Raw genomic sequence first — 22,307 nt, 5'->3', positions numbered from 1 at the left:
ACACATAAGGGCTGTTTTTTTGTCGTTTGTAAACGAATTGATAACGCGAAACCGCTTAAATTGTAGGATTCTACCTTTTCTCACTATCTTATTTGTTGTAAACTTAGACGTGAGATATCTTGTCGAAACCAACAATTTTTTTGGATATCTGTATATGTGTCAAGCAATTGGAACAGAAAAATTATAGAGCGGAGGTGTTTCCCTTTTGGAAGCGAATGGTTATGTGGCCGCATTAGATATTGGAACGTCAGAGATTAAGCTCGTCGTCGGTGAATTGCTCGGCGGAACGCTTAATATTTTGGCAGAAGGGTGTGCACCGTCTGCGGGTGTAAAACGTGGCGCTGTCGTAGACATCGATAAAACAGTCCAAGCGATCAAACAGGCCGTTGAGCACGCTGAGACATCGCTAGGAGATCAAATTCGATCTGTATACGTTGCCATCGAAGGGGAACATATCCAAATTGCCCCATGTCATGGAATTGCATCCGTGAAGCGAGAAGATCAAGAAATTACCGACGCAGACGTGATGGAAGTCATCAACTCGGCACAAGTGATGCGATTACCGGACGAGATGAGTGTCATCGATGTGATCCCATCTTCATTCACGGTTGATCAGCAAACCGGCGTTGTCGATCCACGGGGCATGTTAGGCTATCGACTTGAGATGCACGGGAAAATGGTGACCGGGTCGAAGACCATTTTACATAGTATTCGTCGTTCGATTGAACGGGCAGGATTACAACTCGAAGGTTTTATTCTAGGAAACCTTGCCCTCGGTATGAGCGCAGCTTCTGTAGATGAAATCGATTTAGGAATCGGGCTTGTCGATGTCGGGCATGAAAAGACGACGGTCTCCGTATTTTATCGGGGAGATCTCGTCTACTCGTATATCCTCCCGGTCGGTGGAGATCATATGACGAGAGACTTGGTCTATAAACTCAATTGTAAATATCAAGACGCCAAAGTGGCGAAAGAAGAATATGGTCTCGCTCTTGAAGAAATGGCTGATGAGACAGAAGGTTTCTCCTACACGAACATCAATGGGGAAGTGGCGTTCGAACCACAGTCAGAAATTAGCTACGTTTTAGAAGCGAGAATAGAGGAAATGTTTACCCTTATGTTGAATAAGGTTCAAAAAGTAGGTGTTCCGATGCTGAATGGCGGATACTTACTTTGCGGTGGGGCAGCTGCTCTACCTGGTATTCAGGAGTTGGCGACTCGTATTATGGGCCAAAAGACGAGATTGTATCAACCATCGTCGATTGGTGTCAGACATCCAAAATACGCGACAGCCGTCGGCGTGTTGAAATATGTCTTGATGAGTGATCATCACGTTTCGAAATCTCAGCTTGAAAAACCGGAAGTTCGCCAGGAAACACTTCACAAGAAGCCGGAAGCGACCGATATTCATGTAGGAGAGAACGAATACGAGAGCGATCAAGAGTCGAAAAAAGGGTTTAGTCGTTTGATGGAAAAATTATTTGGCGTTTAAGCTGACGATGTAATACAACTTGGAAAATACGTAGGGGGATACCTGAATGATGTACTTTGATGAGGCGATTGACGCCGTAGCGAAAATTAAAGTAATTGGAGTCGGTGGCGGCGGGTCAAACGCCGTTAACCGCATGATTGAACATGGGGTACAAGGAGTCGAGTTCATCGCAGTCAACACGGATGCACAAGCGTTGAACATGTCGAAAGCCGACGTGAAGCTTCAGCTTGGTGCAAAATTGACACGTGGTCTCGGTGCAGGTGCGAACCCGGATATCGGTAAAAAAGCGGCTGAAGAAAGCCGCGAACAGTTGATTGAAGCACTTGACGGTGCGGACATGGTGTTCGTCACGGCTGGGATGGGTGGCGGAACGGGAACAGGTGCCGCTCCAGTCATCGCCGAGATTTCAAAAGAAATCGGCGCACTCACGGTCGGTGTCGTGACGAAACCGTTCATGTTCGAAGGACGGAAGCGTATGCAACACGCACAGCACGGCATTCAAGCGTTCAAAGAAAAAGTAGATACCCTCATTGTGATTCCGAACGATAAGCTCCTTGAAATCGTGGAACGCAACACACCGATGATCGAAGCGTTCCGTGAAGCGGATAACGTCCTCCGTCAAGGTGTACAGGGGATCACGGACTTGATTGCCATCCCGGGTCTCATTAACCTTGACTTCGCGGACGTGAAAACGATCATGACGGAGAAAGGGTCTGCCCTCATGGGTGTCGGTGTCGCGACAGGTGAAAACCGTGCCGTTGAAGCAGCGAAGAAAGCCATTTCGTCACCACTTCTCGAATCTTCAATCGAAGGTGCGAAAGGTGTCTTGATGAACATCACTGGTGGACTTAGCCTCAGCTTGTTCGAAGTGACAGAGGCGGCTCAAATCGTTCAAAGTGCGGCCGATGAAGAAGTGAACTTGATCTTCGGTTCGGTCATCAACGAAAACTTGAACGATGAGATCATCGTCACCGTGATTGCAACTGAATTCGCTGAAGAAGCACAAGGGACGAACCCGTTCCTTCAGCAGCCGAAAAAACAGCCTGAGGTTGAGAACAAGGAACCCCAACCAAAAGCAAATGAAGCGGCTCAACAAGACGAAGGGAACTTCCATCGCCCAGTGTATGGAGGAGACGTCCCAGACGAGACGATCAACATCCCTGCGTTTGTGAGACAACGCCGTAACTAAACAACTAGGGGTGCCGGTACTCGGCATCCCTTTTTCTAAAAGGAGAGACCGATGCAACTGCTACATACTTGGGAAACCGAAACAGCCCGTTATCATGCTTACGTGACGACACGAAAAGATGGACACAATGCGGGAAACGTCGGACTGCACGTGGGCGATGAAATCGACCGCGTCGTCGAAAATCGGCAACAGTTCTTTCAACAAGCTGGGCTCGCGTTAGAGGACTCCGTGTGGGCGGATCAAGTGCACGGCACAGCGGTCCAGGTCGTCGATTCGTCGGACAAAGGTAAGGGTGCGTTTCGATATGAAGAGGCGATCCCGAAAACAGACGGTCTTCTCACGACCGAAGACGCGCTACCGTTAGCCCTCGTCTTTGCTGACTGTGTGCCTCTCTTCTTCTGTGCGAAAGATCATGGGGTCATCGGCATCGCTCATGCTGGGTGGAAGGGGACGGTCGGAAACATCGTCAAGACCATGATGCAGATGTTTGCTGAGAAGGGAATCGAGGCGACCGATGTAGAAATGCTCGTCGGTCCGTCCATCTCAGGAAGTGACTATGAGGTCGATGGTCGTGTCCTGCATGCCGTCCGGGACGTTTCGCCGGTCGCATATGAACGGGCAGTGCGAAACGAATCGGGAGACCACGCCCTCTTGTCCCTTCAAACCGTCAATGAAGTATTGGCAAAAGAACATGACACTGCGGTCATGCAATCGAATTTAACGACTGGCGCGGACAGCCCGTTTTTCTCCTATCGAGACGGAGAGACGAAACGTCGGTTTGCGGCAGTCATCGTCAAGGAGCGGAAATCGTGAGTATTTCAGATAATGTAAAACAAGTTCAATCCATCATTTCATCACACGTTCAAGAAGTTGAGCCGACACTCATCGCCGTCACGAAATCCGTAGGCGTCGATGTGGCCAACGCTCTTTACGCAGAAGGAATTCGTGATTTCGGAGAAAACCGTCCGGATTCACTGCTCGAGAAAGTTGAAGGGATGCCGAAGGATGCCAGATTTCATTTTATCGGTACGTTACAGACACGAAAAGTGAGACAAATCATTGATTACGTCGCGGCCATCCACTCTCTTGACCGGTTGTCTCTCGCAGCAGAGATTGACAAGCGCGCGAACGGGACAATCGATTGTTTCGTTCAAGTGAACACGTCAGGAGAAGATTCAAAACATGGTCTGGAAATAGAGGAAGTCGTGCCCTTCATCGAGAACTGTAAACAGTATCCTCATATTCGAATCATCGGGCTGATGACGATGGCACCGTTCACTGAAGAAGAGTTCGTCCTTCGTGAAACGTTCCGCCGTCTCCGTCATCTACGTGATGAAGTGAAGGCAAATGCGTATGACCACGCACCATGCACGGAGCTGTCGATGGGGATGTCAAACGATTACCCAATCGCGATTGAAGAAGGCGCATCGTTTGTTCGTATTGGTACCGTACTTGTGCAATAATATATCTTAAGGAGGAATCCGTTATGTCAATCAAAAACAAAATGAAAGATTTCTTTGGACTCGAAGAAGATCCGAACAGCACATATGAAGAAGAAGAGTATACTGTGGCAAATGCAGCAGCTCCTTCTACAACCGAAACATCTGTCGTCAGACAGGATGATCGTCCAAAATCAGCGAATAATCTCGTGGCATTAAATACGAAAAAGAAAGACCGTTCAAAAGTCGTATTGGCTGAGCCGCGTGTGTTCGCTGAGGCGCAAGACATTAGTGATCATTTGAAAGAAAACCGTGCTGTCATCGTCAACCTTCAGCGCATGTCAAAAGAGCAATCGCGTCAAGTCGTCAACTTCCTCTCAGGTGTCGTATACGCCCTTGAGGGATCGATGACTTCGATTGGACATAACACGATTCTGTGTACTCCGAACAATGTCGAATTGACTGGTTCAATCTCAAACTTGATCTCGGAGGATGAACTTCACAGTAAAGGGTGGTAACTGAATGGAAAACGTAATCCCTGCCTTAGGCAACACGTTGAGCGACTTACTTGGCATCTATAGTTGGGTCCTCATCGGCTATATCTTATTATCGTGGTTCCCGAACGCACGCGAATCTAAATTTGGTCAAATCTTATCGTTTTTGTGTGAACCGTTCTTGGCGCCGTTTCGCCGAATCATCCCGCCGATTGGTGGCATGCTCGATATCTCCCCAATCGTCGCGTTGTTCGTGCTTCGCATGGCACAAGCCGGAATCGCTGCGATCTTTGGGTGACGTATGAGCGTCTATGACCATTATCGACCAAGTGAACGCGCGTTCGTGGAACAAGTGCTCGACTGGGTACAACAAGTGGAGAATAGCTATGTGTTGAAATTGACGGATTTTCTCGATCCACGTGAACAGCAAATCGTCAAACAACTCGTCGGGAAACAACTTGTCATTCATGATGATGGCGGATTTGAAGGCGCGGAACGACGTCGTCTGATTTTAGCGCCGGATTACTATGAACTCAATCCAGATGATTTTGAGATTGAGATCCGTCGAATCGAGTACCCAACAAAATTCGTGGACTTGACGCATCGACAAGTGACAGGGACATTGCTGAACGCTGGACTGAAACGTCAAAAGTTCGGAGATGTCGTTCTTGACGATGAGATTGTACAATTTGCGACGACGCGTGAAGCGGTCGGGTTCATTGAAATGAATCTTGAACGTGTCGGAAAAGCGAGAGTTCGCATTTCTTCCGTGCCAAAAGACGAGGTTCTTGTCGTCCCTGCGACCGAATGGATCGAAGGGTTCGGCATCGTCTCTTCCTTACGATTTGATACGGTCGCAAGCGAGGTGCTTAACATCTCTCGGCAAAAAGCGCAGGCGCTCGTCAAACATGGCGACTGTAAAGTGAATCATAAAGTCATTGAAGACGCGAGCTTCATCCTTGAACCGGATGATCTTTTATCTGTCCGTGGATATGGTCGCATCAAATTGATGGAGATTCTCGGATCGACCAAACGTGAAAAAATTAAAATCCAGTATGGCACCATACGTTGAAATTAGGAGGAAAGTCGAATGGCGTTGACACCGATTGATATTCATAATAAAGAATTCTCTTCCCGTTTTCGTGGGTACGACATCGATGAGGTCAATGAATTTTTAGATCAAATCATTAAAGAGTTTGAACTATTGATTCGTGAGAATCGACGGTATGAAGAACTTGTCAACGATATGCAAGCCCGCATTGACTACTTCTCCTCGATGGAAGATACGTTGAACAAATCGATTATCGTCGCGCAGGAAGCGGCGGAAGAAGTGAAGAACAATGCTCAAAAAGAAGCGAGTCTCATCTTGAAACAAGCGGAACGTGAAGCGTTCGCTCGTGAAGAGGAAGCGGCGCGCAAAGAGCAACTTGCTGAACGAGAAGTCGTTCAAATGCTCAAGAAAGTCGAGTTGTATCGGACACGCTTCCGCGTCCTCGTCGATGCGCAAATGGAACTTCTCAACAGTACGGAATGGGAAACGATTGTCGGGGAACCGCCTGTGCAGACGGTTCTTGACGATAGAACAGAACTTGCGTATAATGACGACGAAGTCACACGTAATGAAGAACAACACGGATAAATGATCAACACGTTGAGTAGGACGCGTCGATCGAGTCATACCTACGAAGCGACTTAGGGACGGTGAGAGCCTAGGAGAAAGACTTGAATCGGTATCCCCTATGAGTCGTCACGCTGAACTGAAGTAAGCGTGACCGCCTGACCTCGTTATCGGTTACCGAGAGCGGTCTCATGATGATGAGACTAGTAGGGTGGTACCGCGAGTCAACCAACTCGTCCCTATCAGGGATGGGTTGGTTTTTTTGTTTTCTAAAAAATGTTGATGGAGGAGTTTCGATGAACTACAAAGACACGCTATTAATGCCAAACACAGAATTCGCGATGCGTGGGAATTTACCAAAGCGCGAACCAGCGATGCAAACAGAATGGGAAGATATGGACCTTTACAACAAGGTGCAAGAAAAAAATGCTGGGAAACCACAATATATTTTACATGATGGACCTCCATATGCGAACGGTGACATCCACATGGGACACGCGATGAACAAAGTATTGAAAGACATCATCGTTCGTTTCAAAGGGATGAACGGCTATCAGTCTCCAATGATTCCAGGATGGGACACGCACGGTCTTCCAATCGAGAACGCCCTTCAAAAAGCAGGCGTCAATCGTAAGGAAATGACAGTCGCGGAATTCCGTGAAAAGTGTGCAGAGTATGCGATGGAGCAAGTGAACTCGCAACGCGAACAATTCAAACGTCTCGGTCTTCTCGCAGACTTTGAGAACCCATACATCACGCTCCTTCCTGAATACGAAGCGGCACAGATTCGTTTGTTCGGGTCGATGGCTGAGAAGGGTTACATCTACAAAGGGAAAAAACCAGTCTACTGGTCGCCGTCTTCTGAATCGGCACTCGCGGAAGCAGAGATTGAATATTACGATAAAAAATCACCAGCCATCTACGTGGCGTTCCGTGTCGTGGACGGTAAAGATACGTTGACGTCAGATGATCACTTCGTCATCTGGACAACAACGCCTTGGACAATCCCGGCGAACCTTGGGATTGCGGTGAGTGACGAGTTGACTTACACGCGAATCGAACATGAAGGAAAAGGCTATATCGTCGCGGAAACGCTCGTCGAAGAAGTGACGGCAGCGCTCGGATGGACGGATTACACGGTGAGCGGGTCTTGGAACGGACGTGACTTCGAGTACATGACGGCTCAACATCCATTGTATGACCGGACGTCACTCGTCATCCTCGGCGACCACGTCACTGCGGATGCGACTGGACTCGTTCATACAGCACCTGGACACGGGGAAGACGACTATCGTGTCGGACAGGCTTACGGATTAGACGTCCTTTGCCCGGTGGATGACCGTGGCTACATGACAGACGAAGCCCCTGGTTTCGAAGGTCTCTTCTACGAAGATGCGAACAAACAAATCGGTATGAAACTTGAAGAGAATGGCTACTTGCTCAACTTGAAGTTCATCAAACACTCGTACCCGCATGACTGGCGTACGAAGAAACCGGTCATCTTCCGTGCGACGCCACAATGGTTCGCATCGATCAAAGATTTCCGTGAAGACATGCTCCGTGAAATCGAGGAAGTGAATTGGGTCCCTGAATGGGGAATGACACGTCTTTACAACATGGTCCGTGACCGTGGAGACTGGGTCATCAGCCGTCAGCGTGCTTGGGGTGTTCCAATCCCAATCTTCTATGCGGAAGATGGAACGGAAATCATCACGAACGAGACGATTGACCACATCGCGAACCTGTTCCGCGAGCACGGGTCGAACGTTTGGTATGAGCGTGAAGCGAAAGACCTTCTCCCTGCAGGGTTCACTCACCCGAACAGCCCGAACGGAGAGTTCCGTAAAGAACTCGACATCATGGACGTCTGGTTCGATTCAGGTTCTTCACACGCTGGTGTATTAGAAGAACGCGAAAACCTTCGTCGTCCGGCAGACCTTTATCTTGAAGGATCGGACCAATATCGTGGTTGGTTCAACTCATCACTCTCGACGGCCGTTGCGACGACTGGGAAAGCACCGTACCGGAACGTCTTGAGTCACGGATTCGTCCTCGATGGGGACGGACGCAAAATGTCGAAATCGCTCGGTAACACGATTGCACCGAATGATCTCGTGAAGCAGTACGGCGCCGAAATCGTACGCCTCTGGGTCGCATCCGTCGACTATCAGTCTGACGTACGCGCGTCACACGATAACTTCAAACAAGTGTCAGAAGTTTACCGGAAGATGCGTAACACGATCCGCTTCTTACTCGGGAACTTGAACGGGTTCGAGCCGTCGATGCGTGTCGCATTCGAGGATATGCCGGAAGCGGACCGCTTCATGGCGACGAAGCTCAAACAATTGCAGAAAAAAGTTGTCAAAGCATATGATGAGTTTGACTTTATGGCCGTGTACCACCTCGTTCATAACTTCTGTGTCAACGAGTTGTCATCGTTCTACCTCGACTTCACAAAAGATATCCTATATATCGAACGTGAAGACGATCTCCGTCGTCGTGCCGTTCAGACGGTCATGTACGATGCCGTCGTCCTCTTGACGAAACTATTGGCTCCAATCCTTCCACACACTGCCGATGAGGCATGGAAAGAAGTGCCTGGAAAGTCAGAAGCAAGCATCTTCTTGACGGATTTAGAAGAAGTAGATGCATTGACTGCTGACGAACAAGCGTTGCTTGAGAAATGGTCGAAATTCCTCGTCTTCCGTGACGATGTCCTCAAAGCGATCGAAATCGCACGTGGCGAGAAGTTGATCGGGAAACCGCTCGAGGCGAAGTTGATTCTCGCACCAAAAGCAGAGACTGCCGACTTGTTGAACACGATCGACAACGTCAACCAACTGCTTCAAGTATCGCAAGTGGAGTGGGCTGAGACGGCAGACGTCGATTATGCGACGACGAAAATCACAGTCATGAAAGCAGATGGAGCCGCTTGTGCACGTTGTTGGACATACTCGACAGAGCTTGGACAAAACGAAGAGCATCCAGAGCTTTGCCCACGCTGTGCATCAGTAATCGGTTAAGACGAACCGGAGTGGCGTCCCCACTCCGGTTTCTTAACGGCTTGAAAGGAGACGCATATGAAACGATATTATGGATTGGCGCTCATCTTGATTTTGATCGATCAACTCACAAAATGGGTGGTCATTCAAACGATGACAATTGGTCAATCAATTGAAGTCATCCCGAACTTGTTATACTGGACGTCCTACCGCAATAAAGGAGCGGCTTGGGGGATGTTAGAAGGACAGATGGCGTTCTTCTTTATCATCACCATACTTGTCGTTGCCGGACTCGTTTACTTCTTGCACAAAGAGGTGAACGGCTATCAGCTCATCGGATATAGTGTCGGATTCCTGTTGGCCGGTGCCATCGGTAACTTTATTGATCGCTTGTTCCGTGGCGAAGTCGTCGACTTTGTCGATACGTATCCGTTCGGATACAACTTCCCGATTTTTAACGTGGCTGATATGGCACTCACGTTTGGTGTCATCTTGATGGTCATCGGGATTTTATTTGAAGAAAAATTACACAAAGAAAGGGGACAATCGTAATGGAATCGTATACTTTTGTCGCCGATGAAAAGGCAAGGATTGATAAGTGGGTCAGTGACCGTGGTGAATGGTCACGCTCTCAAGTACAGGAATGGATCAAGACGGGAGCCCTCCTCGTCAACGGTAGTGCAGTGAAAGCGAACTACAAGCTTCAAGTGGGGGATGAAGTGGAAGTGAACGTGCCGGAAGCGGTCGAACTCGAAGTATTGCCTGAAGACATCCCGCTCGAGATCGTCTTTGAAGACGAGGACGTCATCGTCGTCAACAAGGCACGCGGGATGGTCGTTCACCCTGCAACTGGACACACGTCAGGGACGCTCGTCAATGCGCTACTTTATCATTGTGATGACCTCTCGGGTATCAACGGTGTCAAACGTCCAGGAATCGTCCATCGGATTGATAAGGACACGACGGGTCTTCTCATGGTCGCCAAAAATGACTTGGCCCATGAATCGCTGGCGAGCCAGTTGAAGGACAAGACCATCAAACGCGAGTATATCGCGCTCGTCCATGGCGAACTCGTCCACGAACTTGGAACGATTGAAGCACCGATTGGTCGCGATACGAATGATCGTCAGCGAATGACTGTGACGGACCGGAACGCAAAAGAAGCCGTGACGCACTTCCGTTTACTCGAACGTTATAAAGACTTCACGCTCGTGGAGTGTAAATTAGAGACTGGACGCACGCATCAGATTCGCGTTCATATGCGTTATATCGGTCATCCGCTCGCCGGTGACCCGAAATATGGTCCACGCCGCACGATTGATTTGGGCGGTCAAGCGCTCCATGCGGCAACACTCGGATTCCACCATCCACGTACGAAAGAATGGATGGAGTTTGAGGCACCATTACCAGAAGACTTTAATGCGGAACTCGCAAAATTAGATAAAATCGAGAAAACTCGTTGACTTCTGTCACGTTCCGATTTATAGTCTAGGAAGCATAACACCTTTAAACCCAGTCCAGAGAGGCTGTGAAAGGATTGTGACCGCGGTCACATGTACGTCAATTCAACCCCGGCAGTCATATGCCGTTTTTGATGAAGACTCCCTTTCCAGCCGGATGAGGGAGTCTTCTTTTTTACTGAAGTTTGGAAGGAGGAATCACGTGAAACAATCAGTCATTTTAGATGAGTCAGCCATCCGTCGTGCCTTGACCCGAATCGCACACGAGATTATCGAGCGAAACAAAGGAATCGATGACGTCGTCCTCGTCGGAATCAAGACGAGAGGCGAGACGCTCGCTGACCGACTCGCTCGCCGAATCGAGGAGATTGAAGGCAAGCCGGTCGCACTCGGCAATCTCGATATCACGCTTTACCGGGATGACTTATCGAAGAAGTCGTTAGACCCTGAAGTCAAAGCGACAGAGCTACCCCATGATATCAATGGAAAGACGGTCGTCCTCGTCGACGACGTCCTCTATACCGGTCGAACAGTTCGTGCCGCAATGGACGCGCTTGTCGACCATGGTCGTCCGGATTATATCCAACTCGCTGTCTTGATTGACCGAGGCCATCGGGAACTCCCGATTCGACCAGATTTTATCGGAAAGAACGTTCCGACGTCCAAGTCCGAGCAAGTCGTTGTCCGACTCAGTGAAGTCGACACGGCGGATGAAGTCACGATCCATCAGCAATAAACGCATACCTTTAAGGTGGTCCAGAGAGGCCAGGAAGGAGAATTCAATATGAAACAACCTGTTCTACACATCCACGAGCGTCCAGCTCACTTTCCACAATGGCTATTATTCAGCCTTCAACACGTCTTCGCCATGTTCGGAGCGACGATTTTAGTCCCGATTTTGACAGGATTAAATACATCGGTCGCCCTCGTCGCTTCCGGCGTGGCCACGCTCTCATTCTTAGCGATTACACGCTTCAAAGTCCCAACATACTTAGGTTCAAGTTTTGCCTACATCGCCCCAATCATAGCGGTCAGCCAGCAATGGGGTGTCGAAGCCGCACTCTTCGGCGGAATCGTCGCCGGGTCTGTATACGGGGTCGTTTCCTTGATCATCTATAAGACGGGCGTCAACTGGTTGCTCCGATTGCTCCCACCGGTCGTCGTCGGACCGGTCATCATGGTCATCGGACTCTCGCTTGCACCGGTCGCCATCGACATGTCGATGAATCAAGATGGTACCTATAACGGAACGTTCATGACGATTGCCCTGCTTACACTTGGAATCACGATGCTCGCCATGACGAAGCTGAAAGGTGTCTGGGGTGCCGTCCCGATCCTCTTTGGAATCGTTGGAGGATACGCAGTCGCAGCCGCATTCGGCATCATCGATTACTCACCGATTCAACAAGCCAGCCTGTTCCAACTTCCTGACTTCACGATGGTGTTCGTCGACTACATGCCGATGTGGCAAGTCGGGGCCCTTCTCGCCATCGTTCCGGTCGCGCTCGTCACAATGACGGAGCACATCGGAGATCAGATGGTCACGTCGAAAATCATCGGACGTGAGACGATGAAAGACCCAGGTCTCCATCGCACGCTACTCGGAGACGGAGTAGGAAAAGCCGTTGCCTCTGCACTCGGTGGACCACCATGTACGACTTACGGTGAGAACAACGGCGTCATGGCCATCACACGAGTCTACAGTGTCTACGTCATCGCCGGCGCAGCACTCATGGCCATCAGCTTCGGATTCCTCGGTCACATTGAAGCGTTCATCTCGACCATCCCGAACCCGGTCAAAGGTGGAATCTCGATCCTCTTGTTCGGTGTCATCGCGTCGAACGGATTACGGACGATGGTGGAGAGCAAAGTCGACTTGGCAGAAAAGCGCAACTTGATCATCTCATCGGTCATCCTCGTCATCGGACTCGGTGGTGCGATGGTTCAAATCGGGAGCTTCCCGGTACAAGGCATGGCGCTTGCGACGGTCGTCGGTATTTTGTTAAACGCCATCTTACCGCATGAAGAAGACGATACAGCAGTCGAAGTCAACACAACTGAAGAAACGAAACAAGCAAGTAACTTTTAATTCGATCCCGTGAGGTCGGCAAAGTGAAGGCTCGTTTATTTGGGTGTACCCTGCCCAGATAAAGGCGTCCCTTCACATCGGTGAAGAGGCGCCTTTTCTCTTTGCCTCTAATAAAAGGAGGAGACGAACATGAATACGATGCAAACAAACGTGAAACCGGTCAAACACTTCGTCAGTTTGGACACACTTTCCCTTGAGGAGATCATGGGCATGATTGAAGAATCATTGCGCTACAAGCAAGGTGACCTCCCCCCACTATTTGATGGAAAAACGGTCGCAAACCTGTTCTTTGAAAACTCGACGCGTACGAAAAATTCGTTTCAAATGGCCGAGCGCCACTTGAACATGCAAGAGATTCCGTTCGATGTGACGACGTCATCGGTCACGAAAGGGGAGACGCTCTACGATACGTGTAAAACGCTCGAAGCCATCGGCGTGGACGCGCTCGTCATTCGACATCCGGAAGCGGGCTATTATCACGAACTTGTGGAGAAGTTGAATATCCCGGTGTTGAACGGAGGGGACGGGAGCGGGGAACATCCATCCCAATCATTGCTCGATCTCGTCACCATCTTTGAAGAGTTCGGAACGTTCCAAGGATTGAACGTCGCCATCTGTGGTGACCTCGTCCATAGTCGGGTCGCCCGCTCGAACGCAAGCGTCTTGAAGCGCCTCGGAGCAAACGTGGTCGGTTGTAGTCCTGCCTCTTGGTGGGATGACTCGATGGGGCTAGAGCGAAAAGAACTCGATGACATCCTAGGCGAATGTGACGTCATCATGTTGCTCCGTGTACAACACGAGCGCCATATCATGGGAGACGTCTTCTCGAAAGAAGCGTATCACACACAGTTCGGTTTGACGGTCGAACGCGTCGAGCGAATGAAAGCAGGCGCCATCATCATGCACCCGGCTCCGGTCAATCGGGATGTAGAGATTGCTGGAAGTCTGATCGAACATGAACGATCACGCATCTTCCCACAAATGAAGAATGGGGTGTACGCCCGGATGAGCATCTTAAATCGAGCATTAGGAGGACAACAATGATACTTCAAAACGCGACATGGTATGACAAGGGAACGAAACGCACGACAAACATTCACGTGAAAGACGGAAAGATCGAATCACTCGACTATAAAGGGAAGACCACGGGACAAGAAATGCTCGATGCGACAGGTTATCTGCTCGCACCAGGACTCGTCGATGTCCACGTCCACTTGCGTGAACCAGGTGGCGAGGCGAAAGAGACGATTCGGACGGGAACGATGGCTGCCGCGGCGGGCGGGTTCACGACCATCTGCTCGATGCCGAACACGAGACCGGTTCCAGACAATCGCGAAACAATGGACGTCCTCCTTCAAAAAATCGAACAAGATGCGGTCGTACGTGTCCTGCCTTACGCCGCTATCACGAAACGACAGCTCGGTGAAGAACAGGTCGACATGGAATCGCTCGCAGATGCCTTCGCCTTTACGGATGACGGTGTTGGTGTCCAATCGGCGGCGATGATGCGACAAGCCATGCGTGAAGCGAAACGATTGAACAAAGCAGTCGTCGCCCACTGTGAGGACAATACGTTGAAGGCCGGGTCGGTCCACGAGGGCAAATTCAGTGAGGCGCATGGCATTCAAGGAATTCCGAGCCTTGCAGAGAGCATCCATATCGCTCGCGACGTGTTGATCGCTGAAGAGACTGGATGTCATTATCATGTCTGTCACGTCTCATCCCGCCAATCGGTTCGTGTCATTCGGGATGCGAAACGAGCCGGCATTCACGTGACTGCAGAAGTGACGCCGCATCATCTCGTCTTGAGTGAGGATGATATTCCAGGACTCGATGCAAACTTCAAGATGAATCCACCGCTACGAAGCGAGGATGATCGACAGGCCCTCCTTGAGGGATTGTTTGACGGAACGATTGACATGATCGCAACGGATCATGCTCCCCACACAGCAGAAGAAAAGGCACAAGGGATAGAGCGGGCTCCGTTTGGGATTACCGGTTTCGAGACGGCCCTTCCACTTCTCTACACGACATTCGTGAAGACGGGCATCATGGAAGAGCGTCAGTTGCTCGACTGGATGACGAAACGTCCGAGCGACGTATTCGGTTTATCAAGAGGGGAACTGAAAGTTGGGGCGGATGCGGACCTGATTCTCATCGATACGGAAACGTCTCGGACGGTCGATCCTACGACATTTTATTCAAAAGGAAAGAATACACCGTTCGCAGGGGAAAAGCTTGTCGGATGGCCGGTCATGACGATGGTCGGTGGCGAAATTGTATATAAGGGGCGATTTGATGAAACGAACATTATGGCTTGAAGATGGAATGAAATTTGTCGGTAAAGGATTCGGGGCATCGGCTGATACGATGGGGGAAGTCGTCTTCCAGACAGGGATGACAGGATACCAAGAAATCTTATCGGATCCATCATACTGCGACCAAATGATTGTATTGACGAACCCATTGATCGGGAACTATGGCGTCAATCGTGAGGATTTTGAAACGACGATTCCGATGGCAAAAGCGTTGATTGTAAAAGAAGTATGCGATACGCCTTCGAACTTCCGTTCAACGGCGACACTCGATGCGACACTCACCCGCTTCGGCATTCCGGGGCTCTCGGATATCGATACACGGATGTTGACACGTCATTTACGAGCGAAAGGGGTCATGCGCGGTGTCCTCATCGATGGAGAGTTGACGTGGGACGAGGTACGGATCCGCTTTGATGAAGAATCGCCGAACGATCAAGTCGCACGCGTATCGACGAAGCGGACTTATGTGAGTACGGGAACCGGCCCTCGCATCGCTTTGATCGACTTCGGGGCGAAACTTGGAATCATGCGCGAGTTGATGAAACGAGATTGTGAGGTCGTCGTCTTTCCGCACGATGTGACGGCAGAGGACGTATTACGGTATGAGCCGGACGGTATCATGTTGTCAAATGGACCAGGAGATCCGAAAGACGTTCCGACCGCACTGCCGCTCATCGAGCAACTGATGCCGACGACACCGATGTTCGGAATTTGTCTCGGTCACCAGCTGATTGCTCTCGCAAACGGTGCAAACACCTTCAAGCTTCCGTTCGGACATCGTGGCGCGAATCATCCGGTGCTCGAGCTTGAGACTGGTGCCGTGACCATCACTTCTCAAAACCATGGATATGCGGTTGAGGAAACGTCACTGCTCGATACACCGCTCATCGTCACACACCGTGCGGTCAATGACGGAACGATCGAAGGGGTAAGACATCTCCATCACCCGACCTTCTCGGTACAGTATCATCCGGAGGCAGCACCAGGACCGTTCGACGCCAACGACTTATTTGACCGATTCATGCAACTCGTACAAGAAAACAAACAGAAAGTGGGAATTTGACATGCCAAAACGACCAGATATTCAGAAAATCCTCGTAATCGGATCAGGACCGATTGTAATCGGACAAGCAGCGGAGTTTGATTATGCTGGTACACAGGCATGTCTTGCCTTGAAAGAAGAAGGCTACGAAGTCATCCTCGTCAACTCGAATCCGGCCACCATCATGACGGATCCGACGACTGCGGACCGTGTCTATATCGAACCGCTCGAACCAGAATTCGTCGAGCGAATCATCCGGCAGGAACGTCCGGATGCACTCCTTGCCACGCTTGGCGGGCAGACAGGTTTGAACTTGGCTTTTGAACTCGACAAGCGGGGCGTCTTGCGAGATTGTGGCGTGGAGCTACTCGGGACGAAACTGTCTGCAATCGTTCAAGCGGAAGACCGAGAACAGTTCCGTAACTTGATGTTCGAACTTGGTCACGGCGTACCTGAAAGTGAGATCGTCCATACGCTCGAGTCTGCTTGGGGATTTGCGGAACGGATCGGGTACCCGATCATCATCCGACCTGCGTACACGCTCGGGGGAACCGGTGGCGGGATTGCCCATGACCGGGAGTCGTTCGAGCAAATCGTTGAATCTGGATTAAAGGCGAGTCCTGTGACGCAAGTCTTGCTCGAGAAATCGATTGCCGGGATGAAAGAAGTCGAGTTCGAGGTCATGCGTGACTCGAGTGACCAAGCCATCATCGTCTGTGCGATGGAAAACTTTGATCCGGTCGGAGTCCACACCGGTGACTCCATCGTATTCGCCCCTACGCAGACGCTGTCAGATCGGGATTATCAGATGCTTCGTAGCGTCTCTCTCGATATCATTCGGGCACTCGGGATCGAGGGTGGATGTAACATCCAATTCGCACTCGACCCAGACAGTTTCACTTACTACGTCATCGAAGTGAATCCACGTGTTTCACGGAGTTCAGCGCTCGCATCAAAAGCGACAGGCTATCCGATTGCCAAGCTTGCTGCGAAAGTCGCTGTCGGTTACAAGTTGTCAGAATTAAAAAACCCGGTCACCGAGACGAGCTACGCCTCGTTCGAACCGGCGCTCGATTACGTCGTCGCCAAAATCCCACGCTTCGCCTTCGATAAGTTTGAGTCCGCGGATCGCCGCTTAGGCACACAAATGAAGGCGACGGGTGAGGTCATGGCCATCGGTCGGAATTTAGAAGAGGCTTTGCTAAAAGCCGTTCGCTCGCTCGAGCTGGGGATGGAAGAACTTCACCTTCCACAACTTTCTGCATTAGACACAGAACAGCTCGAGCATGGACTCATTCATCCGACAGACGAGCGTCTGTTCATCGTCTATGAGGCTCTTCGTCGCGGATACTCGGTAGAAACGCTACACCAACTGACAAAAATCGATCGATTCTACTTACAGAAATTAAACCGGATCTGGCAAGCTGAGCAACAACTGATTAAGGAACCGTTGACATCAGAACGTCTGCTGGATGTGAAACGTCTAGGGTTCAGTGATGTGGCAATCGCGCGTATGCTGTCGATGGATACGGAAGCGGTTCGTACGAAACGGAAAGAATGGAACATTCGTCCCGTCTATAAGATGGTCGATACGTGCGCAGCCGAGTTCGCATCGGAGACACCGTACTTCTACGGGACGTATGAAGTGGAGAACGAAGCGGTGAAGACAGACCGGGAGTCCATCCTCGTCCTCGGATCAGGTCCGATTCGAATCGGACAAGGTGTCGAGTTCGACTATGCGACCGTCCACTCGATCGATACGATTCGCGATGCAGGCTACGAAGCCATCATCATCAACAACAACCCGGAAACGGTCTCGACGGACTTCTCCATCTCCGATCGGTTGTACTTCGAGCCGTTGACAACAGAAGACGTGTTGGAGGTCATCGAGAACGAGAACCCGCTAGGTGTCATCGTCCAATTCGGTGGACAGACTGCCATCAACTTAGCGGCATCGCTAGAAGCGAACGGCGTGAAAATTCTTGGGACGACCCTCGAAGACATCGACCGTGCCGAAGACCGGAAGGCGTTCGAAGCCACATTGTCAGCGGAACGATTGGCTCAACCACCAGGAAAGACGGCGACAAATGTGGAAGAGGCCGTCGCTTGTGCGAACGAACTCGGCTATCCGGTACTCGTCCGACCATCGTACGTGCTCGGGGGACGAGCGATGGAAATCGTATATGAACAGTCTGAGCTTGAGCGGTACATGCGACATGCGGTCATCGCCTCAAAAGATCGACCGGTTCTCATCGATCGCTATTTAACGGGGATTGAGATTGAAGTCGATGCCATCTGTGACGGGACGGACGTCTATATTCCGGGGATCATGGAGCATATCGAACGTGCCGGCGTACATTCGGGTGATTCGATTGCCGTCTATCCGCCGCAACGACTCAGTGAAGAACTGAAACAAAAAGTCGTCGATTATACGATTAAGTTGGCGAAAGCGTTCCGCATCAAAGGTCTGCTCAACATCCAGTTCGTCTATGCGGATGACTTGTATGTCATCGAGGTGAACCCACGTGCGAGCCGGACGGTCCCATTCATCTCGAAAGTGACGGGGTTACCGGTCGCACGAATTGCTACGCAAACGATTCTTGGGACGAGTTTGAAAGAACTCGGTCTTGGGACAGGCATTCATCCTGAGTCGGACAGTATCTCGGTCAAAGTACCGGTCTTCTCGTTCGCGAAATTGAAAGAAGTAGACCCATCGCTCGGACCTGAGATGAAGTCGACAGGGGAGGTCATGGCGACAGATCGCACGCTCGAAAAAGCGCTCTATAAAGGGCTCGTCGCAGCAGGGATGAACATCGCCTTGAAAGGGAACGTGCTCATGACGATTGCCGACCATGACAAGGATGAGGCCATCGCCTTGGCGAAACGTTTCGACCGCCTCGGTTTCCGACTCATGGCAACGAGTGGGACGGCTGATTGTCTCGAAGCGGAACAGATGCGTGTTCGTCGAGTCGGGAAAATTCAAGAAGACGGTGAGACGATGCTCAGTGTGATCGAGCGAGGAGACGTCGACTTGATCATCAATACAACGAGTCGCGATGCACTCGTCACGAAAGACGGGTTCTTGATTCGAAGAACGGCCGCCGAGCAGGGCACGCTTTGCCTTACCTCGCTCGATACAGTCGAAGCGTTGTTACAAGTCATTGAAAGCCTGTCGTTCCAAACGGTCAGCATCCCGGCATTCACAACGTTCGGGGTGATGGTATGAGACATGACGTGACGATTGTCAGCAATCGACAAATCGCCAAAGCGACGATGGAAATGAAAGTCCGTTGCCCTGGGGTGGAGATCGCCCCTGGGACGTTCTTTCACATCAAGACGTCCGGTCTGTTACGTCGACCGTTATCGGTGGCGAACGTCGAGGGGGACGAAATTACCTTCTTATACAAAGTGATTGGGGAAGGGACAACTGAGCTTTCGGGGAAACGCGTCGGGGACACACTAGACGTCCTTGGTCCGCTCGGGAACGGTTTTCCCCTAGCGCAACATGGAAAGCGAGTCGTCCTGGTCGGAGGTGGGATTGGGGTCCCACCGCTTTACTACGTCAGACGCCGACTCCATGAGATGGGGATTGAAACGATTGCGATTCTCGGGTTTGATTCAAAAGAAAACGTCTTTTATGAAGAAGCCTTTCGTGAACTTGGTGAGACGATCATCACGACAGTAGACGGTAGTCACGGGGAGCCTGGCTTTGTCACCGGCCCCCTCGCACGCATCGAGGCGGATGTTTTGTTCAGCTGTGGTCCGGAAGCGATGTTAAAGGCAGTCGCCACTTCGCCCATTCCTGAACGATATCTCTCAATCGAGAATCGGATGGGTTGTGGCATCGGTGCTTGTTTTGCCTGTGTCTGTCAAGCACCGGGGGGCTATGTGAAAGTCTGTAGTGACGGTCCGGTATTCAATGCGGAAGAGGTGCTGTTATGAGATTGAATGTCGAGTTACCAGGTCTTCGTTTAAAAAACCCAATTATTCCGGCTTCCGGATGTTTCGGATTTGGAGAGGAATTCGCGAAACTGTATGACCTCTCCATCTTAGGAGGCATCATGATCAAAGCAGCGACGGAGGAATCGAGATTCGGAAATCCGACCCCACGTGTCGCCGAGACGGCACAGGGCATGCTCAACGCGATCGGACTTCAAAATCCAGGTGTCGATGCGATCATCGAAGAAAAATTACCATTCCTCTCAACGTTCGACACGGAGATCATCGCCAACGTTGCCGGTTCGACGCCAGATGAATACGTGGAAGTCGCCCGTCGAATCAGCGCCGACCCGACGATTAAAGCCATCGAATTGAACATCTCATGCCCGAACGTGAAATGTGGGGGCATGCAGTTCGGGACGGACCCGGTGATGGCCGCAGAACTCACGCGACTCGTCAAAGCGGCTTCGAGTAAGCCGGTCTATGTCAAACTGTCTCCGAACGTCACGTCGATCACGGACATGGCGCGAGCTGTCGAGGCGGCCGGCGCGGACGGGTTGACGATGATCAACACACTCGTAGGGATGCGAATCAATATCGAGACAGGTCGACCGATTTTAGCGAACCGAATCGGTGGGTTATCCGGTCCGGCCATCAAACCGGTAGCGGTCCGGATGGTGTATGAAGTCGCACAAGCGGTCGACATTCCTATCATCGCCATGGGCGGGGTTCGGACGGTCGACGATGTGCTCGAGTTTATTTACGCGGGGGCTTCTGCCGTTGCCGTCGGGACGGCGAACTTTGAAAATCCATACGTCTGTCAGGAAATCATTGAAGCGTTACCGGCACGACTTGATTCACTCGGAATCGAACATATTTTGGATGTGAGGGGGAAGGCCTATGCGCAACTTGTATCTCGCTCTTGACGTTGAAACGCGGGACGAAGCGTTTCATTTGTTAAAACGATTTTCAAACCGACCGGCTGTCAAAGTCGGGATGGAACTCTTTTATCGGGAAGGCGCATGCTTTGTCGAAGAATTGGTCGACGAGGGTTATCCGGTCTTTCTAGATGTGAAAGTACACGATATCCCGGAGACGGCACGCCGTACGATGCGACAAATCGGAAAGCTCGGGGTGGCTGTGACGAATGTCCACACATTAGGCGGCGAAAAGATGATGCGCTATGCGTTAGACGGGTTACGTCAGGCAAACGATACGACTCGATTGATCGGGGTCACACAGTTGACGTCGACAGATGAACGAATGATGCAGACAGAGCTCGGGATTGCCGGACGACTCGATCAAGCCGTTCTCAGACAAGCGACACTCGCGAAACAGGCGGGACTTGACGGAGTGGTCGCATCCGTCCAGGAAGCGAAAGCGATTCATCAGAAACTCGGGGACACGTTCATGACGGTCACACCGGGCATCCGACTCGGTGCAACCGAGGATGATCAAGTCCGTATCGCGACGCCGCATGAAGCGAGACTGGCGGGTGTTCACTCAATCGTCGTCGGTCGACCGATTACACGTGCGACTGATCCGATGGCCATGTACGATCAATTTATGAAGGAATGGGGACAAATGAATGAAACAAATCGCTGAGGCACTTTTACAGATTGAAGCCGTCACACTATCACCGACTGAGCCGTATACATGGTCGAGCGGATTGAAGAGTCCGATCTACTGCGACAATCGACTTACACTCAGTTTTCCGAATGTGCGTCAAGTCATCGTCGATGGATTGGTGAAGTCAGTGAATCCGACTGAAGTCGATGTGATTGCAGGGACGGCCACGGCAGGTATCCCTCACGGGGCGTTGCTCGCTGACCGACTCGGTCTCCCGTTCATTTATGTCCGGTCGAGTGCAAAAGGGCATGGGAAAGGTAATCAAATTGAAGGAAGACTCGAGGCAGGCGCTCGAGTACTCGTCATCGAGGATTTATTGTCGACAGGGATGTCGAGTATCGATGCGGCGAAGGCGATTCGTCAGGCGGGTGGTGACGTCATTGGGATTCAAGCCATCTTCTCGTACGGATTACCGGTTCTTCAGAAGAATCTAGCCGATGCAGATCTGACGGCAACATCGTTGACAACGTTCTCAGAATTGATTGAAGTGGCAGAGAGTACGGGCGTTCTAAACCGTTCGGAGCTCGATTCGCTTCGCGACTGGCAAGAAGATCCTCGTGCCTGGAGCGACCTCGTCACCTCTTAAGAATCCACCT

The 22,307-nt window shown here is 50.9% G+C and carries 21 protein-coding genes; all 21 read left to right on the top strand.

What is annotated here, in order from left to right:
* The first annotated feature begins 205 nt into the window (after positions 1 to 205).
* The gene (gene ftsA, locus KNO61_RS05795) at positions 206 to 1,492 is read left to right on the top strand and encodes a cell division protein FtsA (protein ID WP_078146652.1); all 1,287 of its coding nucleotides are present in this window, start codon (positions 206 to 208) and stop codon (positions 1,490 to 1,492) included.
* 46 nt (positions 1,493 to 1,538) lie between these two features.
* The gene (gene ftsZ / locus KNO61_RS05790; protein WP_015881313.1) at positions 1,539 to 2,681 is read left to right on the top strand and encodes a cell division protein FtsZ; all 1,143 of its coding nucleotides are present in this window, start codon (positions 1,539 to 1,541) and stop codon (positions 2,679 to 2,681) included.
* Positions 2,682 to 2,732: 51 nt separating this feature from the next.
* Positions 2,733 to 3,494, top strand: a complete 762-nt coding sequence (pgeF, locus tag KNO61_RS05785; protein WP_214687901.1) for a peptidoglycan editing factor PgeF — start codon at positions 2,733 to 2,735, stop codon at positions 3,492 to 3,494.
* Entirely contained in the window at positions 3,491 to 4,144 is a 654-nt protein-coding gene (locus KNO61_RS05780) for a YggS family pyridoxal phosphate-dependent enzyme (RefSeq protein ID WP_214684527.1), read from the top strand. Before pgeF ends, KNO61_RS05780 begins: the two co-directional genes overlap by 4 nt.
* A gap of 23 nt (positions 4,145 to 4,167) precedes the next feature.
* On the top strand, positions 4,168 to 4,638 hold the full coding sequence (locus KNO61_RS05775; RefSeq protein WP_078146655.1) for a cell division protein SepF: 471 nt from the start codon (positions 4,168 to 4,170) through the stop codon (positions 4,636 to 4,638).
* Positions 4,639 to 4,642: 4 nt separating this feature from the next.
* The gene (locus KNO61_RS05770) at positions 4,643 to 4,912 is read left to right on the top strand and encodes a YggT family protein (RefSeq protein ID WP_015881317.1); all 270 of its coding nucleotides are present in this window, start codon (positions 4,643 to 4,645) and stop codon (positions 4,910 to 4,912) included.
* Between the two features lie 3 nt (positions 4,913 to 4,915).
* Positions 4,916 to 5,686 (top strand): YlmH family RNA-binding protein, encoded by a 771-nt coding sequence (locus tag KNO61_RS05765; protein ID WP_078146656.1) that lies wholly within the window; start codon positions 4,916 to 4,918, stop codon positions 5,684 to 5,686.
* An 18-nt stretch (positions 5,687 to 5,704) separates the two neighbouring features.
* Entirely contained in the window at positions 5,705 to 6,253 is a 549-nt protein-coding gene (locus KNO61_RS05760; protein ID WP_074037318.1) for a DivIVA domain-containing protein, read from the top strand.
* A 275-nt stretch (positions 6,254 to 6,528) separates the two neighbouring features.
* Entirely contained in the window at positions 6,529 to 9,255 is a 2,727-nt protein-coding gene (gene ileS / locus KNO61_RS05755) for an isoleucine--tRNA ligase (RefSeq protein ID WP_214872755.1), read from the top strand.
* Between the two features lie 57 nt (positions 9,256 to 9,312).
* The gene (lspA, locus tag KNO61_RS05750) at positions 9,313 to 9,786 is read left to right on the top strand and encodes a signal peptidase II (RefSeq protein WP_214757134.1); all 474 of its coding nucleotides are present in this window, start codon (positions 9,313 to 9,315) and stop codon (positions 9,784 to 9,786) included.
* Entirely contained in the window at positions 9,786 to 10,697 is a 912-nt protein-coding gene (locus KNO61_RS05745; RefSeq protein ID WP_214757133.1) for an RluA family pseudouridine synthase, read from the top strand. The genes lspA and KNO61_RS05745 overlap by 1 nt, the downstream gene beginning before the upstream one ends.
* 199 nt (positions 10,698 to 10,896) lie before the next feature.
* Positions 10,897 to 11,430: a bifunctional pyr operon transcriptional regulator/uracil phosphoribosyltransferase PyrR gene (pyrR, locus tag KNO61_RS05740; RefSeq protein WP_015881323.1), complete on the top strand. Its 534-nt coding sequence runs from the start codon at positions 10,897 to 10,899 to the stop codon at positions 11,428 to 11,430.
* Positions 11,431 to 11,478: 48 nt separating this feature from the next.
* Entirely contained in the window at positions 11,479 to 12,783 is a 1,305-nt protein-coding gene (locus KNO61_RS05735) for a uracil-xanthine permease family protein (protein WP_214757132.1), read from the top strand.
* 129 nt (positions 12,784 to 12,912) lie between these two features.
* A complete protein-coding gene (locus tag KNO61_RS05730; protein WP_082132012.1) occupies positions 12,913 to 13,827 on the top strand; it encodes an aspartate carbamoyltransferase catalytic subunit in 915 nt (304 codons plus the stop codon).
* Positions 13,824 to 15,104 (top strand): dihydroorotase, encoded by a 1,281-nt coding sequence (locus KNO61_RS05725; protein ID WP_078146660.1) that lies wholly within the window; start codon positions 13,824 to 13,826, stop codon positions 15,102 to 15,104. The genes KNO61_RS05730 and KNO61_RS05725 overlap by 4 nt, the downstream gene beginning before the upstream one ends.
* Positions 15,082 to 16,164 carry a carbamoyl phosphate synthase small subunit gene (locus KNO61_RS05720; RefSeq protein ID WP_214757131.1) on the top strand — a complete coding sequence of 361 codons (1,083 nt, stop codon included), beginning with the start codon at positions 15,082 to 15,084 and terminating at the stop codon, positions 16,162 to 16,164. The genes KNO61_RS05725 and KNO61_RS05720 overlap by 23 nt, the downstream gene beginning before the upstream one ends.
* A 1-nt stretch (position 16,165) precedes the next feature.
* Positions 16,166 to 19,369 carry a carbamoyl-phosphate synthase large subunit gene (gene carB / locus KNO61_RS05715; protein WP_078146662.1) on the top strand — a complete coding sequence of 1,068 codons (3,204 nt, stop codon included), beginning with the start codon at positions 16,166 to 16,168 and terminating at the stop codon, positions 19,367 to 19,369.
* Positions 19,366 to 20,085: a dihydroorotate dehydrogenase electron transfer subunit gene (locus KNO61_RS05710; RefSeq protein ID WP_214872753.1), complete on the top strand. Its 720-nt coding sequence runs from the start codon at positions 19,366 to 19,368 to the stop codon at positions 20,083 to 20,085. The genes carB and KNO61_RS05710 overlap by 4 nt, the downstream gene beginning before the upstream one ends.
* A complete protein-coding gene (locus tag KNO61_RS05705; RefSeq protein WP_214687913.1) occupies positions 20,082 to 21,008 on the top strand; it encodes a dihydroorotate dehydrogenase in 927 nt (308 codons plus the stop codon). Before KNO61_RS05710 ends, KNO61_RS05705 begins: the two co-directional genes overlap by 4 nt.
* Positions 20,983 to 21,687, top strand: coding sequence for an orotidine-5'-phosphate decarboxylase (pyrF, locus tag KNO61_RS05700; protein ID WP_078146665.1), 705 nt, complete (start codon positions 20,983 to 20,985; stop codon positions 21,685 to 21,687). The genes KNO61_RS05705 and pyrF overlap by 26 nt, the downstream gene beginning before the upstream one ends.
* Positions 21,671 to 22,297 carry an orotate phosphoribosyltransferase gene (gene pyrE, locus KNO61_RS05695; protein ID WP_078146666.1) on the top strand — a complete coding sequence of 209 codons (627 nt, stop codon included), beginning with the start codon at positions 21,671 to 21,673 and terminating at the stop codon, positions 22,295 to 22,297. The genes pyrF and pyrE overlap by 17 nt, the downstream gene beginning before the upstream one ends.
* Positions 22,298 to 22,307: the final 10 nt, after the last annotated feature.

Source organism: Exiguobacterium sp. s140, from assembly GCF_018617035.1.
Lineage (GTDB): Bacteria > Bacillota > Bacilli > Exiguobacteriales > Exiguobacteriaceae > Exiguobacterium > Exiguobacterium profundum.
Note: the sequence above shows the minus strand (reverse complement) of the source record. Positions and strands in the feature narration are given on the sequence as shown.